Annotated in this window: 15 protein-coding genes; 5 read left to right on the forward strand and 10 right to left on the reverse strand. The window is 57.7% G+C overall.

Annotated features, from left to right (window positions below; all coding sequences use genetic code 11):
- Positions 1 to 169: 169 nt before the first annotated feature.
- Positions 170 to 1,549, reverse strand: coding sequence for a H(+)/Cl(-) exchange transporter ClcA (gene clcA / locus KXR87_RS06230; protein ID WP_437431525.1), 1,380 nt, complete (start codon positions 1,547 to 1,549; stop codon positions 170 to 172).
- Between the two features lie 200 nt (positions 1,550 to 1,749).
- Here clcA and KXR87_RS06235 point away from each other — a divergent pair, with 200 nt between their 5' ends.
- On the forward strand, positions 1,750 to 2,082 hold the full coding sequence (locus KXR87_RS06235; protein ID WP_437431390.1) for a gamma-glutamylcyclotransferase family protein: 333 nt from the start codon (positions 1,750 to 1,752) through the stop codon (positions 2,080 to 2,082).
- 64 nt (positions 2,083 to 2,146) lie between these two features.
- On the opposite strand, the gene KXR87_RS06240 is transcribed toward KXR87_RS06235, so the two are convergent.
- From KXR87_RS06240 to KXR87_RS06250, 3 genes are all read right to left on the reverse strand, one after another.
- On the reverse strand, positions 2,147 to 3,172 hold the full coding sequence (locus KXR87_RS06240) for an LLM class flavin-dependent oxidoreductase (RefSeq protein WP_437431391.1): 1,026 nt from the start codon (positions 3,170 to 3,172) through the stop codon (positions 2,147 to 2,149).
- 215 nt (positions 3,173 to 3,387) lie between these two features.
- Positions 3,388 to 3,840 (reverse strand): hypothetical protein, encoded by a 453-nt coding sequence (locus tag KXR87_RS06245; RefSeq protein ID WP_437431392.1) that lies wholly within the window; start codon positions 3,838 to 3,840, stop codon positions 3,388 to 3,390.
- Positions 3,841 to 3,988: 148 nt separating this feature from the next.
- Positions 3,989 to 4,873: a LysR substrate-binding domain-containing protein gene (locus KXR87_RS06250; RefSeq protein ID WP_437431393.1), complete on the reverse strand. Its 885-nt coding sequence runs from the start codon at positions 4,871 to 4,873 to the stop codon at positions 3,989 to 3,991.
- A gap of 100 nt (positions 4,874 to 4,973) precedes the next feature.
- Between KXR87_RS06250 and KXR87_RS06255 the strand changes: the two genes are divergently transcribed.
- Genes KXR87_RS06255 through KXR87_RS06265 form a run of 3 tightly spaced genes read left to right on the forward strand, consistent with a single transcriptional unit; the run spans position 4,974 to position 6,168 of the window.
- The gene (locus tag KXR87_RS06255) at positions 4,974 to 5,282 is read left to right on the forward strand and encodes a carboxymuconolactone decarboxylase family protein (protein ID WP_437431394.1); all 309 of its coding nucleotides are present in this window, start codon (positions 4,974 to 4,976) and stop codon (positions 5,280 to 5,282) included.
- Entirely contained in the window at positions 5,282 to 5,671 is a 390-nt protein-coding gene (locus KXR87_RS06260; protein ID WP_437431395.1) for a tautomerase family protein, read from the forward strand. The genes KXR87_RS06255 and KXR87_RS06260 overlap by 1 nt, the downstream gene beginning before the upstream one ends.
- Entirely contained in the window at positions 5,668 to 6,168 is a 501-nt protein-coding gene (locus tag KXR87_RS06265) for a DUF4865 family protein (protein ID WP_437431396.1), read from the forward strand. Before KXR87_RS06260 ends, KXR87_RS06265 begins: the two co-directional genes overlap by 4 nt.
- Before the next feature lie 570 nt (positions 6,169 to 6,738).
- On the opposite strand, the gene fusA is transcribed toward KXR87_RS06265, so the two are convergent.
- Positions 6,739 to 8,841 (reverse strand): elongation factor G, encoded by a 2,103-nt coding sequence (fusA, locus tag KXR87_RS06270; RefSeq protein ID WP_437431397.1) that lies wholly within the window; start codon positions 8,839 to 8,841, stop codon positions 6,739 to 6,741.
- 158 nt (positions 8,842 to 8,999) lie between these two features.
- Between fusA and KXR87_RS06275 the strand changes: the two genes are divergently transcribed.
- Entirely contained in the window at positions 9,000 to 9,314 is a 315-nt protein-coding gene (locus KXR87_RS06275) for an ArsR/SmtB family transcription factor (RefSeq protein ID WP_437431398.1), read from the forward strand.
- 220 nt (positions 9,315 to 9,534) lie between these two features.
- On the opposite strand, the gene cobT is transcribed toward KXR87_RS06275, so the two are convergent.
- From cobT to KXR87_RS06300, 5 genes are read right to left on the reverse strand one after another with little or no spacing between them, the layout of a single operon-like run.
- Complete coding sequence (cobT, locus tag KXR87_RS06280) at positions 9,535 to 10,593, reverse strand: nicotinate-nucleotide--dimethylbenzimidazole phosphoribosyltransferase (protein WP_437431399.1); 1,059 nt, start codon at positions 10,591 to 10,593, stop codon at positions 9,535 to 9,537.
- 29 nt (positions 10,594 to 10,622) lie between these two features.
- Positions 10,623 to 11,360 (reverse strand): adenosylcobinamide-GDP ribazoletransferase, encoded by a 738-nt coding sequence (gene cobS, locus KXR87_RS06285; protein WP_437431400.1) that lies wholly within the window; start codon positions 11,358 to 11,360, stop codon positions 10,623 to 10,625.
- Positions 11,357 to 11,902 carry a bifunctional adenosylcobinamide kinase/adenosylcobinamide-phosphate guanylyltransferase gene (gene cobU / locus KXR87_RS06290; protein ID WP_437431401.1) on the reverse strand — a complete coding sequence of 182 codons (546 nt, stop codon included), beginning with the start codon at positions 11,900 to 11,902 and terminating at the stop codon, positions 11,357 to 11,359. Before cobU ends, cobS begins: the two co-directional genes overlap by 4 nt.
- A complete protein-coding gene (locus KXR87_RS06295) occupies positions 11,896 to 13,419 on the reverse strand; it encodes a cobyric acid synthase (protein WP_437431402.1) in 1,524 nt (507 codons plus the stop codon). Before KXR87_RS06295 ends, cobU begins: the two co-directional genes overlap by 7 nt.
- Positions 13,416 to 14,231, reverse strand: a complete 816-nt coding sequence (locus tag KXR87_RS06300; protein ID WP_437431403.1) for an energy-coupling factor ABC transporter ATP-binding protein — start codon at positions 14,229 to 14,231, stop codon at positions 13,416 to 13,418. The genes KXR87_RS06295 and KXR87_RS06300 overlap by 4 nt, the downstream gene beginning before the upstream one ends.
- Position 14,232: the final 1 nt, after the last annotated feature.

Below are 14,232 nucleotides of genomic sequence, written 5' to 3' on the forward strand. Positions count from 1 at the left end.
GCAATCTCACCCCCCACGCAAGTTCCTCAGCGCGAGGGTAACAGGCGGCCAGGGTGTGCCTGTCGCTGTGTCACCCCCGCAAAGCGCCAGCTTTTTTCCCCTGAGGCGTTGAGACAGTAAAAGGGCTTACGCTGACTGCACGCAGCGGGCTCAGGCAGACACCTGAGCGTTACCGGGTCGCGTCTCTGGCTAACGTGCGCGCAAGGATGGAGGAATATAAGGGTTTTCCTCCAAGGAATTGTGCCAGCAACGTAGCCCCCAGACAGGTGATAATCATGGGCAGAATTAACTGGTAGTTATCTGACATCTCCAGCACCAGCACAATGCCCGTGAGGGGTGCCCTGACGGAAGCCGCAAAGAGCGCCCCCATACCGGCTATCGCAAACGTACCGGCCTCAAGGCCATAAGCAGGAAACAGATCCGAGGCCCCGACGCCATAAGCGGTTCCCAGCACGGTGCCTAATGCAAGCATGGGCGCAAATATGCCACCAGGCGCCCCCGAACAGAAGCACAGCAGTGTGGCCAGCAAACGCACCAGGAACATCACAATGAGGGCGTAAAGGGTAAAATCGCCTTTCGCCACATCTGGTATAAGCTCAAAGCCACCGCCGGTACCTGGGGTATAAAAGAGCGCCAGAATACCGCAGCATCCGCCAATAACCCCGCCAGTTGCAACAGCGCGCCAGCTGCGTCCGGCGTAAAGCCGTCCAAAAGCATCCTGAAATATAAAAACGAGGCGGTTAAATAAGACACCGATCAACCCAAATACCATGCCCAGAACGAGGTAAAGCCAGAGTGTATTCACTGGCGCGCTGGCTAACTGCCCTACTGCAATGACCGGGCTCTCGCCATTGAACAGGCGAAACACAATACTGGCCATGATCACGCCAATGAAAACGGCTTTAATGGAAATTAAGTTGTAGCGGAACTGCGGCCTCATCTCTTCTAGGATGAACAGAATGCCGGCGAGAGGAGCATTAAAGGCGGCAGCTAACCCCGCGGCCGCCCCCGTCGCCAGTAAGGAATGGCGCGCGTCGCTGTGCTTAACCCCCAGCAGGTCAGTCACCATCCTGCCGATATTGCCGCCAAGCTGTACCGTCGGGCCTTCTCTGCCCAGTACCATGCCTGCCCCCAGCGTTCCCATGCCGCCAAAGAATTTCACCGGAATAACGCGCCACCAGCGAACGGGACGCAACTCCTCCAGCGCCCCTTCAATCTCCGGAATACCGGAGCCGGAAGCTTCAGGAGCAAAACGTCTGACAAGGAAATAGCCGCCCACGGCCAACAGGCCGGAGGTAACAAACGCTATAGCCCATAACACCCACCCGCGAAAGCCGGACTCGACAAGGACACCGGCGCGTAGATGTTGAACGGCATTCACGGCGCGAAAAAAAGCCACACCAACAAGGCCAACCAGCGTGCCGACAACCGCAGCGCAGGCCAGCACCGCAACAGGCGTTCTGTCACGATGCAGCAACGCCCTGAACATACTGTTTCGGGCACGCTCGGTTTGTGGAACATGCACCTCTGAGGACTGTGGATTAATCATGAGTGGTAATGACATCTTGTTCTTAAGAGGGCGAAGATTTTATCCCGCTTTCGAAACCTGGACAAAAAAATCTCACCCTGCGCTTCGCCGTTCTCTGTAACGACCGCCCTCGCCGCGCCTGATGAAATGCTTTATTCCCCCCGGCCCTGCGCGTTATTCTCCAGCCTTTGGCATTCATTGCGCTGATCGTTGAGGGGAAAATGGAACGTTTGTTTGTATACGGTACGCTACGACCGGGGCAGGTTAATGCGCACATTCTGGCGAAGATCGGCGGCGAGTGGCAGCCCGGCTATGTCCTGGGCACCTTTTACGAGCGTGGCTGGGGCGCGGCGGCAGATTTTCCCGGCATCGTGCTTGATGACAACGGGCCGCGGGTAGAAGGTTTCCTGTTTACCTCCCGGGACCTTGAGGCGCACTGGCCGATGCTGGATGCGTTCGAAGAGGGTTACGATCGCGTCAGCGTGCAGGTGACGACCAAAGAGGGTCAGCAGCTCACCGCGTGGATTTATCAGCTCTGCCCACGCACGTTGTGATAACTGCCGGTCCTAACAAGCCCCGCAGCAGGTCAGCCTGCGGGGCGTTTTTATATACGCTTACTCAGTCGCGCCAGCCCATAGCCGGTGCCACGTGTTTCAGAATGGCGTCAATGACATGCACGTTATAATCCACCCCTAACTGGTTGGGTACGGTCAACAGCAGAGTATCCGCTTCAGCAATGGCTTCATCTCTCTTCAGCTGTTCAATCAGTTTATCCGGCTCAGCCGCGTAGCTGCGCCCGAAGATGGCCCGCGTCTTCTCATCGAGGAAGCCGACTTTATCGCTGTCACTACCGCTGCCGCCAAAATACGCACGGTCGCGGTTGTCCATCAGCGCGAAAATACTGCGGCTGACGGAAACACGCGGTGTGCGGGTATGACCGGCCTCTGCCCAGGCTTCACGATAGGCCCGGATCTGTTTCGCCTGCTGAATATGAAACGGCTCGCCGGTTTCATCGTCTTTCAGCGTCGAACTTTGCAGGTTCATGCCCAGTTTTGCCGCCCAGACCGCCGTTGCGTTCGAACCGGCACCCCACCAGATTCGCTCACGCAGGCCTTCAGAGTAAGGTTCCGGGCGCAACAGTCCTGGCGGGTTCGGGAACATCGGCTGCGGGTTCGGTCTGGCAAAGCCTTCACCGCGTAGCGTGTCCAGTAGCACTTCGGTATGACGACGCGCCATGTCTGCTTCACTTTCGCCTTCCGCAGGCTGGTAGCCAAAGTAACGCCAGCCGTCGATGACCTGCTCCGGTGAGCCGCGACTGATACCGAGCTGTAAACGTCCGCCGGAGATCAGATCGGCTGCACCGGCATCTTCTGCCATATAGAGCGGGTTTTCGTAACGCATATCGATAACGCCGGTACCAATCTCTATCTTGCTGGTTCTGGCACCAATGGCCGCCAGCAGCGGGAAGGGAGAGCTCAGCTGACGTGCGAAATGGTGCACCCTGAAATAGGCGCCGTCTGCCCCCAGCTCTTCAGCCGCCACGGCCAGATCGATGGATTGCAGCAGCGCATCCGCCGCCGAGCGGGTGCCGGACTGCGGTGAGGGTGTCCAGTGGCCAAATGACAAAAAGCCGATCTTCTTCATGGCGTTTGAATCCTTATTTTCAGGGACAAGATTGCAGACAGGCTTTATTGCCTCAGATGCCTCTACTCTACCCACTCACGGATGAGAATAAATACCTTTTGTTTAACGATAAGATTCAAATTAATTGATAAAGACACAGCTAAAAAAGCGAACGACTGCTCAGGCGTGACGGGAGAGCGAAACCGGAACTAAAGTGATGCCCTGGTTTTTGGTGCTTAACTGACGATTGCAGTTACGCCATCTTCAGTGCGTAACCACCTTGGCGCATGCATCTCTTCGGCAAAGAACCACACCAGGTCACACAGAAGCCCGCGCACCGTTTTTTCCAGCGCCGGAGGCAGAGATGCCTCATGGAGCAGTGCACTCAGCGCAAGGCAATAGTCGCAGAGTTGATCGGCCTCGGGCTCAAAGCGCGGCGTGCGTTCAGGCAGCGTATCCACGGTAAAGGTCGCCACCAGATGCGCGGGAATGGCTTCATAAAGCATCGGGCGGAGTTGAGACAGGCTGGTGTGCAGGAAGTGACAAATAACGCGTCGCTCAGCAGCGTCTTTGTTATCGATAAGCAGTGATGCGTACTCATCGCAGTCATCAGCGAGATCAATAAAGTCGGGTTTTACAGGGTGTTGAAGGGTCATTAGTGGGTAAGTCTGGTTGGGGGTCGTCGCCATACACCAGCCTCCGGAAAGAAAATAAAGTGAAGTCGTTCAGGGCTCCAGTCCCGGCACCTGCGATGAAAAGTGCGGGCACAAGATACCCTGTTAAGTTATTGACAGCAAGGGAGTTTCTGGAAGGTGACTCGCAAAATCAGAAAGGCAATCACTTCACCTGCCGGAGCGCTTCTTCCATCAGTTTTGCCAGCATTACGCGTGCGCTGTGAACCGCCTCGCCACCCTGTCGTTCCTGAAGCGTTATGCCAAGATTACCCGCAGAGGGCAGTATCGGGCCCACGCTCTGCAGGTTGTCCGGCATACCGATGCGCGTACGCAGTGTGATCCCCAGTCCCGCCTGTACCGCTGCCCGGATACCGCTCAGGCTGTGGCTGACGAACACGATGCGCCAGGGAATACCTGCTCTGTCGAGACAGGCAGTGGCGCGACTGCGCATCAGGCAGGGGTGTTCAAACATCACCAGCGGCAGGGGGTCGCCGGCGGCAAGCAGCGCGGCTACATCCAGCTCCGGATGCTGGAGCCAGATCATTTCACACTGCCCGACAAGCTTACCGGCAGGCGACGTGTGCTCCGGTTGCCAGAGCAGCGCCATGTCCAGCGTGTCGTCATCCAGCGCCGATAACAGCGCCTGGTTGCGATCTACGCGGGCGATAATGCGCAGCCCCGGATGGTGACGTCGGAATGCACCGAGGATGCCGGGCATCAAAGACTCGCCAAAGTCCTCCTGCATCCCGATGCGCACCTCTCCCTGAAGCAACTCCCCCTTCATCGCCCGCTGCGCCTCGTCGTTAAGGGCCAGCAGACGCCGCGCGTAGCCCATCAGGATCTCGCCATGATGGGTGAGTTCAAGATGGCGTCCGCGTTTAACGACCAGCTCGCTGCCGCACTGCATCTCAAGCTTCCTGAGCTGGGCGCTGACGGCAGACGTGGAACGACACAGACGGGTTGCCGCCTGCGCAAAGCTCCCCGCCTCGATACCGGTCACAAAGCTTCGCAAAGCATCAAGGTCGAGGGTTACGGGAAGTTTGTCCATAATCGTCCTGAAATGCGGGATGGTGAGTCGCGAATAATTTGATTTTCAGGATGACACTATCGCGCCAGGATGGATTTACTGTCAACACGGAGAGAGCACGATGAAACCATCCCTGGACCGAAACACACTCACCCGCGTCGCCCCCAAGCTGGCTGAACTCAGTCAGGACGTCCTGTTTAACGATATCTGGCAACGTGACATCCTTTCGCCGCGTGAACGCAGTTTGGTAACCCTCGGTGCGCTGACGGCGCTCGGCCGCGTGCAGCAAATCCCCTGGCACATTAACTTTGCACAACAAAACGGGTTGAGCCGGGAAGAGATCGCTGAAGCTTTCACTCACCTTGCGTTTTACGCAGGCTGGCCCGCTGCCGTCACCGCCCTCGGCTGCCTGGATGAGGAGCAAAGCTGATGCCCTTTACCCGAATCACCCTGCGCGAGGGGTACAGTGATGCGCAACTTAAACTGATTTCCGCCACCCTGCATCACTGTCTGGTAGAGGAATTCGCCGTGCCGCCTGACGACCGTTTTCAGGTTTTCGAAACGCTCCCGGCCCGCCAGCGCGTTTTTGATAAGCACTATAAAAGCGGCGGGCGCAGCGATGATTTTATTCAGTTTCATATTTTTGCCGGAAAACCGCGCACCAAAGCGCAGAAACAGAACTTCTTCCGTTTACTGAGCGCACGCCTGAACACGCATCTGAATATTCAGCCGGACGATGTGATGGTGATAATTCAGTTTAATACCGCTGATGAGTGGAGTTTCAGCCACGGGCACATGCTTTCTGAGGAGGCGTTATGATCGTCATGCAGTACCGTTTTACGCTGCCCGCCGATTACGATATGGCGGTGATTGAGCAGCGCATTGCCGCAAGTGGCGCGAAGCTGGACGGTTTTCCCGGCCTGCTGTTCAAAGCATTTCTCTTCTCCCGCCGGGAAGAGCCCCATATCAGTGAGAACCGTTATGCGCCGCTATATCTCTGGCAGAACGCGCAGGCAATGGCGCGCTTCCTGCAGAGCGCGGGCTTTAAAAAACTGACCGACGATTTTGGCTGGCCGGCGATCGACAGCTGGCTCGCCCTTCGTGTACCAGAGGTGGAGATGGTGAAAAAGGCGTCCTGGTTGTCACTCACAAAAATCCCGGTGCTGCCCCATGCGGATTTAGCCTCACTGCCTCTGCAAAGCCCGCTCTGCGCCTGGGATGTCAGCCGCTGGCAGTTGTTGCAGGTGGACGTGGGTGATGCACCTTTGGCAGGCCGGGAGAATTATCGTATTGGGTATGTGGCGACGGGTGCGTAGTAAAGTGATGCGCTGATATTCACCCTCACCCCGGCCCTCTCCCTGAGGGAGAGGGAGAAAAACGGGCAGAGACGCTACATCAGAAGCACATTCGTCAAAGCAAAAAAACCCGCCGCAGCGCTGAGGAAGCCCCAGTAATGTTACGTTTTACAGCGATATCACGGAGAAATGAGAATAAAGCCGTCACCGCGATGACAGTGTCCGGCTGAAAATCGATGAGGCGTTGACGGATGACCGTGGCCGCTCGCAGGGAAGCGGGCGGAGGGGATAGCCTACAAGGATCCAGGCTGGTCCCCGACCCGATAGTCAGACGACATAAGCCGAATGCACCGCGTCAGCGGCGATTTTCCTTGCCGGGAGCCCGGGTCGCCAGGGTGGTGGCGGTGAACCACCCTGGCACGTTCACGGGTTCTGTCGCTACAGACAAGCAGGGAACATAAGGTGAACGGAATGCCCACAAGCGCCGCATATTTCCCCTCACCCAGGCCCTCTCCCCAAAGGAGCGAGGGGACTTTCCGTGCGCGTATTATTTTGCAGGGATCCCTCAGTGCCGCAGCGTGGTTAGGATTGTTACGCTTTTGCACGACTGGCAATGATATCGTCCGCCACGTTGCGCGGCGCTTGCGCATAGTGATGGAACTCCATGCTGTAGGTGGCGCGGCCTTGTGACATGGAACGCAGCGTGGTCGAGTAGCCGAACATTTCGGCCAACGGCACAGCAGCACGAATAATCTGGCTGCCGAAGCGCTCTTCCATCCCCTGAACCATTCCGCGACGAGAAGAGAGATCGCCCATAATGTTCCCGGCATACGCGTCTGGTGTTTCCACTTCCACATGCATCACCGGCTCCAGAATCGCCGGGTCCGCTCTGCGCGCTCCCTCTTTGAAGCCGAAGATGGCGGCCATGCGGAACGCCATTTCCGAGGAGTCAACATCATGATACGAACCAAACGTCAGGGTCACTTTCACGTCCACTACCGGGTAGCCTGCCAGCACACCGCTGTTCATGGCCTCACGCAAGCCCTTTTCCACAGAAGGAATATACTCGCGCGGTACCACGCCGCCTTTGGTGGCATCCTCAAACACAAAGCCACTGCCCGGCTCCAGAGGTTCGAGGCTGAGCACGACATGGCCGTACTGCCCCTTACCGCCTGACTGGCGCACAAACTTGCCTTCCACCTCTTTCACCGCTTTACGTAACGTCTCGCGGTAGGTGACCTGTGGACGACCGATGTTCGCTTCCACACCAAACTCACGTTTCATACGGTCAACGATAATCTCCAGGTGCAGCTCGCCCATCCCGGAAATAATGGTCTGGCCGGACTCTTCGTCGGTTTGCAGACGGAACGACGGGTCTTCCGACGCCAGCCGCTGCAAGGCGATGCCCATTTTCTCCTGATCGGCTTTGGTTTTCGGCTCAATGGCGAGAGAAATCACTGGTTCCGGGAACTCCATGCGCTCAAGCGTGATGACTGCATCCGGGTCACTCAGGGTGTCGCCGGTGGTCACATCTTTCAGCCCGACACAGGCCGCGATATCGCCTGCCCGCAGTTCGTCCACTTCATGACGATCGTTGGCATGCATCTGCACGATACGACCGATACGCTCTTTCTTCCCTTTGACCGGGTTCCATACTGCGTCGCCTTTTCTCAACACGCCGGAATAGACGCGGATAAAGGTCAACTGGCCGACGTAAGGGTCAGTCATCAGTTTGAACGCCAGCGCCGAGAAGGGTTCATCGTCGCTGGGGTGACGTTCTGCAGGCTGACCTTTTTCGTCCACGCCCTGAATAGCCGGGATATCCAGCGGCGATGGCATCAATTCCACCACTGCATCGAGCATGCGCTGCACGCCTTTGTTTTTAAAGGCACTGCCGCACAGCATCGGCTGGATTTCGCCCGCCACGGTGCGAATACGCAGCCCATTGATGATCTCTGCTTCGTCAAGGTCGCCGGTTTCGAGATAGTTATCCATCAGCGCCTCGCTGGCCTCCGCCGCCGCCGACACCATTTTCTCCCGCCATTCTTGAGCGGTTGCCAGTAACGCATCCGGCACCGGCGCATAGCTAAAGGTCATGCCCTGAGTGGCGTCATCCCACAGAATGGCGCGCATTTTGATGAGATCCACCACCCCGGTGAAGTGCTCTTCAGCGCCAATGGGGATAACAATCGGCACCGGGTTCGCCTTCAGGCGATCAATCATCATCTGCACCACGCGGAAGAAATCGGCCCCGGGGCGGTCCATTTTGTTGACGAAGGCCAGGCGCGGCACATGATACTTGTTGGCCTGCCGCCAGACGGTTTCCGATTGCGGCTGTACGCCACCAACGGAGTCATAGACCATCACCGCGCCGTCGAGCACACGCATGGAACGCTCCACCTCAATGGTGAAGTCCACGTGTCCGGGGGTGTCGATAATATTGATACGGTGCGGCTCAAAACCTCCGTCCATGCCCGGCCAGAAGCAGCTTACGGCCGCGGAAGTGATGGTGATCCCGCGCTCTTGCTCCTGCGCCATCCAGTCAGTGGTTGCCGCGCCATCGTGTACTTCACCCAGTTTGTGGCTCATCCCGGTGTAAAACAGGATGCGCTCAGTGGTTGTCGTTTTACCGGCATCGATGTGCGCGGAGATACCGATGTTGCGATAACGTTCGAGAGGGATGGGTCGGGGCATGATGCGTCCTTAGTCAGTCTGACAATTTAAATCGCGACCGGGATGGTCGCGTGTTCGTTCGTTAAGTATAATAGTCCTATTGTACGAGTATGTTCGAACTATTTTCTTATGATTGAGCGATTGTTGATATCGCTCAACCCTATGACGCCTGGAGCCAAATGATCCCAAATCATCCCGATACCGAACAAATACTGCTGGAAAACGTCCTTTTTGCGCTGGGCAACCCGCTGCGTCTGGCGATGGTCAAGCGACTCGCCGATGGCACTGAACTGAGCTGCAATGCGTTACGCCCGGAGGAAATAGCAAAGTCCACGATGACCCACCACTGGCGAGTGCTACGCGACAGTGGCGTCATCTGGCAGCGCCCCCAGGGACGCGAAAATATGATTTCGCTGCGCCGGGAAGATTTAGACGCCCGTTTTCCTGGGCTGGTGGATACACTGCTGAAGGTGATGCGGGAGGGAAAGGCTTAGGGAATAGCGTGTTGTACTCGCCCCAATATGCTGACTCTCCCGCAATAAAAGCAGACATGAACGGTTCCCTCGCCCCTCCGGCGTGAGGGTTAGGGTGAGGGGAAACATGCGGCTCTGAGGGTTATTCCGTTCACCTTATGTTCCTTGCTTTTCTGTCACGCCAGAACCCGTGAACGTGCCCCAGGGTCGCAAAGATCGAGGGAACCCATCGCGCAGTCTGTTACTTCGTTTCCGGCAACACGATATTGCTGCTGGCAAGCGTGCCCATGTTGTTGTGCATCGCGCAGGCGGCATCCACCAGTTGCATCGCCAGCGCCGCGCCACTGCCCTCTCCCAGACGCATCCCCATATTGAGATACGGCTCCAGCCCAAGATTTTGCAGGGCAATGCGCGCCCCTTTTTCCGCCGACAAATGAGACGGAATGAGATAATCCTTCACTTTAGGTTCAATGCGGCAGGCCGCCAGCGCCGAGGCGTAAGAGAGATAGCCATCGAGCACCACCGGCAGGCCACAGGAGGCGGCTCCCAGCATTACTCCGGTCATCCCCAGCAGATCAAAACCGCCCACTTTTGCCAGCACGTCGAGTCCGTCACGGGCATCCGGCTGGTTGATGGCAATCGCCCGGCGTACCACCTGGGCTTTATGGCCGAGTTGCGATGCCGGCAGATTGGCGCCGATTCCTACTACGGCTTCTGGCTCCTCTCCTGTCAGTACGCTGACCATTGCCGCCGCCGGGGTGGTGTTTGCCATGCCAAGCTCACCCACACCAAACAGCTGAACACCCTCAGCGGCCAGTTCACGAGTATAGCGAATGGTCTCCAGCAGCAGCTCCTGCGCCTGCCCTGCACTCATCGCCGGGCCCTGCGCAATGTTGCCACTGCCGCGCGCGACCTTCATATTCACAAGCCCCGGCAGAGGGTCGCTGTCGATCCCGACGTCCAGTACATGCACTGTTGCTCCCGCCTGGGCTGCCAGCACGCAGACGCCGGTGGTGCCCTGGGTCATATTGGCCGCCTGAATCGCCGTGACGATCTGCGGCGAAATGGCGACGCCCTCATGCCAGACACCATGATCCGCGCACATCACCACAATCGCCTTCCTGCCAATTTGTGGTTTGCCGCCAAGCCCCGGCAACCCGGCAAGCTGCACTGCCAGCGACTCCAGTCGCCCGAGGCTACCCGGTGGCTTAAGCAACCCGTCGATGTGGTGTTGCGCATGAGCCATCGCATTTTTGTCGGGTGCTGGAATAGCGGCCAGTATCGAAGTCAGTGTTTGCATAGAAGTTCTCATCAGGTTTAACGGGCTGCTCAGAGCAGCGCCAGAAGAAAGACCAGCTCACCCAGTTCAATGGCAGCACCGAGCGTGTCGCCCGTCTGCCCGCCCAGCGTGCGTTTGAGCATCAGGCCAAGCGCACAAATCGCAATCGCTGTGACAAGCAGCGCCATCACCCCTTTCATGCCTTCAAGGCCGATGGCAATCGCCAGCGCCAGTGCCAGCGTAATCAGGGTCTGACGCAAGGTGACCTTGCCAATAAAGAGATTCCCCAGCCCCTCTTCACGGGCATAGCGGTGACCGTACATCATCACCACCGCACAACCGCGCCCGGCAGCACAGGCAGCACCCAGCGCGGCGGGTATCGACAAACCGCGCAAGCTCAGTTCGCTGATGACCAGAATTTTTGCCACCAGCACAAACACCAGCGCCAGCCCACCGTGGGTACCAAGGCGGCTGTCGCGCATGATCTCCAGCATCCGCTCACGTGTGCGGGCGGAGAAGACGCCGTCGCACGTATCCGCCAGCCCATCAAGATGAAAACCGCCGGTGAGCAGTGCCAGGGCAAGCAGGGTAAAGAGTGCCGCCAGCGGGGTACCGCACCAGGGCTCAAGCACCATCCAGACCACGCCACTGAGCGCGCCGAGCGTCAGCCCTACCAGCGGAAAATTTACAATGCAGCGCACGTAGTCTTTGGTTTCCAGCCCATGAGTCCAGCGCTCAGGCACCGGCAGCCGGGTAATAAAGGCGAAGGTTGCCCATAACAGTTTCATTTGATTTTGACTCCAATCCCGGAGACGACCAGCCAGACCTCATCGGCAGCCTGCGCCAGACGCTGATTCACGCGCCCGGCAATATCGCGAAAATGGCGGGCGAGGCGGTTTTCCGGGACGATCCCCATCCCCACTTCGTTGGTTACCAGCACTACCGTCGCGGGGCAGCGGGCGCAGGCGGCGATAAGCGTTTCAATTTCATGATGCACCCGTGCTTCAAGCACATCGTAATCCCAGCCGTCCGGATCGCTGTCGCCGCCGTGGGCAAACAGCAGGTTCGTCACCATCGTGGTAATGCACTCCAGCAGAACGGCGTCGTCTGGCTTACTGTGAGCGGTAATGATCTCCGCCAGATCCTGCCATCGCTCTTCGGTGCGCCAGTGGGCGGGACGTCCGTCGCGATGGTGCTGAATGCGCGCGGCCATCTCTGCGTCATAAATCTGGGAGGTGGCAATATAGAGAACCTCTTGCGCGCCTGCGACGAGCGATTCGGCATGGCGGCTTTTTCCGCTGCGCGCGCCGCCGGTAACCAGCGTTAACATGGCTGCTCCTGGTGCTGATGCATAATCTGATAGATCCTGTCGATGTCGATATTTTTACGCATGGCATCTGCCAGCAGATCGAACTGCCGGGATTTGTAATGCGCATAGTCCACGGCGATATCCAGCGCGGGGAGTCCTTTGCGGGTTCGCAGCGCGTTTATCAGCGTGCGGGTAAATTCGTCGCTGTCGAAAAGGCCGTGCAGGTAGGTGCCGAACACCAGACCATTCTCGCTGACCGCGCCATCGGCCACCTGCGCGCCGTTCTTCTCCAGCCACAACAGCGGACGGCAACCCGCCTGTAAAAGAGTTTCGCCCATGTGAATTTCGTAGCCGCTGAGTTCAAGGTTGCCACAACCGGCCAGCAGGCCGGGGAGTGCCGTTTGTACCCTTGCTTTCACAAGCGTAGTGGTTTTGTTAACAGCAAACCGGGTGACCGTGTTCAGCAATCCCAGTCCGGGCAGCGTCCCCAGGCAGGACTCCACGTCATCAATGATGGTTTCACCGAGCATCTGATAGCCGCCACATACCCCGAGCACCGGGACGCCGTCACGACTGGCCTGCAGCACCGCCTGTGCCAGTCCGCTCTCCTGTAGCCAGCTGAGATCGCCCAATGTATTTTTACTGCCCGGTAAAATGATGAGATCGGTCGCTTGCAGCTCGTCGGGGGAACGAACATAGTGCACTCGTATATCAGGCTGGGCTGCCAGGGCGTTAAAGTCGGTGAAGTTTGAAATGTGCGGCAACTGGATTACGGCAATATCGATAGCCCGTTCCCCGGTGCGCAGGTATTTACCCCGCTGGAGCGCCACGCCATCCTCATCTTCTAAATCCACCTCCAGCCACGGCATCACCCCGAGCACCGGGACGCCGGTCAGCGCTTCAATCTGCTTAATGCCAGGCGTTAACAAGGTAACGTCACCACGGAATTTATTGATGATGACCCCTTTTACACGCCAGCGCTCGTGCTCCTGCAGCAGGGCAAGCGTGCCATAAATGGAGGCGAATACCCCGCCGCGGTCGATGTCTGCTACCAGCACCACCGGGCACTGGGCCATTTCCGCCATGCCCATGTTGACGATATCACGATCGCGCAGGTTAATTTCCGCCGGACTCCCCGCCCCTTCGAGCACAATGGCATCATACTCGCGTCCGAGGCTCTGATAGACATCGGTAATTTGTTCGCGCAGGTGAGGCTTATATTCATGATAACGGACGGCATCCATATCTGTTGCCACTTTGCCCATCAGCACCACCTGCGCTTTACGATCGCTTGTGGGCTTGAGCAGCACCGGATTCATGCGCACGTCCGGTACAATACCTGCCGCTTCGGCCTGAAAAATCTGCGCACGCCCCATCTCCTGGCCGTCGGGCGTGATACCCGAGTTGAGCGCCATATTTTGCGATTTAAAGGGTGCAGTCTTCAGCCCGTCCTGATGCAGGATGCGGCACAGCCCCGCCACCAGTACGCTTTTACCCACGTCTGAGGCGGTTCCCTGAAGCATAATTGCCAGCGTCATGACGCCTCCTTAATCATTGTTGCCTGTACAGAAGCAAAAAATGCGGCTTCGTTTCTGCAAAGCGGCATGCCCAGTTCGGTGTGCATTTTTACCAGCCACGGCTGAGTCAGCCCGGCCTGTTCAATCAGCGTTTTTTGGGTAAAGACCTCTGCCGGTGTGCCTTCAGCCAGCAGTTCGCCACGGCGTAGAACATACACCGCATCGCAGACTTCATAAATCAAATCAATATCATGGCTGGAGATCACCACATGATCTCCCTGAGCCACGATACGCTGAATGATGTCAATCATTTGCGCCCGCCCGGAGGGGTCGAGACCCGCCGTTGGTTCATCGAGCAACAGGTATTTAGCCTGCAATACCAACGCCCCGGCTATGGCTACGCGCTTTTTCTGCCCGTGGCTCAGACACTGGACTGGCTGATGGCGGAAGGCGTGGGCATCCACCAGGGTCAGGGCATCATCGATACGCCGGGCGATTTCCGGCGCTGGCACGCCGAGGTTACGCAGGGCAAAGGCAATGTCACTGTCGATATCGGTATAAAAAATCTGCTGATCCGGGTCCTGAAAGACGGTGGCCACCTGCTGGCGCAGCGCGAGCATCCCGCGCTTGCTGTAATCCAGCGGTTTACCCTGCCACAGGACCTTCCCCTGCTGCGGGCGCAAAATGCCGTTCAGGTTCATAAACAGCGTCGATTTTCCGCAGCCGTTCGCGCCCACCAGCCCGGTAACCGGCTGAGAGGAAAAATCGAGCGTAAGCCCCTTAAGCGTTGGCGCATCCTGGTAGTTGAACCATAGCTCATCGGTTGCCAGCATT

The sequence above is a fragment of the Yokenella regensburgei genome (assembly GCF_051486985.1).
Classification (GTDB): Bacteria; Pseudomonadota; Gammaproteobacteria; order Enterobacterales; family Enterobacteriaceae; genus CBFFRJ01.

Bases quoted from the DNA above. Each gene is read 5' to 3' on its own strand.
- clcA (WP_437431525.1), bottom strand. From the start codon at position 1,549: ATGATTAATCCACAGTCCTCAGAGGTGCATGTTCCACAAACCGAGCGT.
- KXR87_RS06235 (WP_437431390.1), top strand. From the start codon at position 1,750: ATGGAACGTTTGTTTGTATACGGTACGCTACGACCGGGGCAGGTTAAT.
- KXR87_RS06240 (WP_437431391.1), bottom strand. From the start codon at position 3,172: ATGAAGAAGATCGGCTTTTTGTCATTTGGCCACTGGACACCCTCACCG.
- KXR87_RS06245 (WP_437431392.1), bottom strand. From the start codon at position 3,840: ATGGCGACGACCCCCAACCAGACTTACCCACTAATGACCCTTCAACAC.
- KXR87_RS06250 (WP_437431393.1), bottom strand. From the start codon at position 4,873: ATGGACAAACTTCCCGTAACCCTCGACCTTGATGCTTTGCGAAGCTTT.
- KXR87_RS06255 (WP_437431394.1), top strand. From the start codon at position 4,974: ATGAAACCATCCCTGGACCGAAACACACTCACCCGCGTCGCCCCCAAG.
- KXR87_RS06260 (WP_437431395.1), top strand. From the start codon at position 5,282: ATGCCCTTTACCCGAATCACCCTGCGCGAGGGGTACAGTGATGCGCAA.
- KXR87_RS06265 (WP_437431396.1), top strand. From the start codon at position 5,668: ATGATCGTCATGCAGTACCGTTTTACGCTGCCCGCCGATTACGATATG.
- fusA (WP_437431397.1), bottom strand. From the start codon at position 8,841: ATGCCCCGACCCATCCCTCTCGAACGTTATCGCAACATCGGTATCTCC.
- KXR87_RS06275 (WP_437431398.1), top strand. From the start codon at position 9,000: ATGATCCCAAATCATCCCGATACCGAACAAATACTGCTGGAAAACGTC.
- cobT (WP_437431399.1), bottom strand. From the start codon at position 10,593: ATGCAAACACTGACTTCGATACTGGCCGCTATTCCAGCACCCGACAAA.
- cobS (WP_437431400.1), bottom strand. From the start codon at position 11,360: ATGAAACTGTTATGGGCAACCTTCGCCTTTATTACCCGGCTGCCGGTG.
- cobU (WP_437431401.1), bottom strand. From the start codon at position 11,902: ATGTTAACGCTGGTTACCGGCGGCGCGCGCAGCGGAAAAAGCCGCCAT.
- KXR87_RS06295 (WP_437431402.1), bottom strand. From the start codon at position 13,419: ATGACGCTGGCAATTATGCTTCAGGGAACCGCCTCAGACGTGGGTAAA.
- KXR87_RS06300 (WP_437431403.1), bottom strand. From the start codon at position 14,231: ATGCTGGCAACCGATGAGCTATGGTTCAACTACCAGGATGCGCCAACG.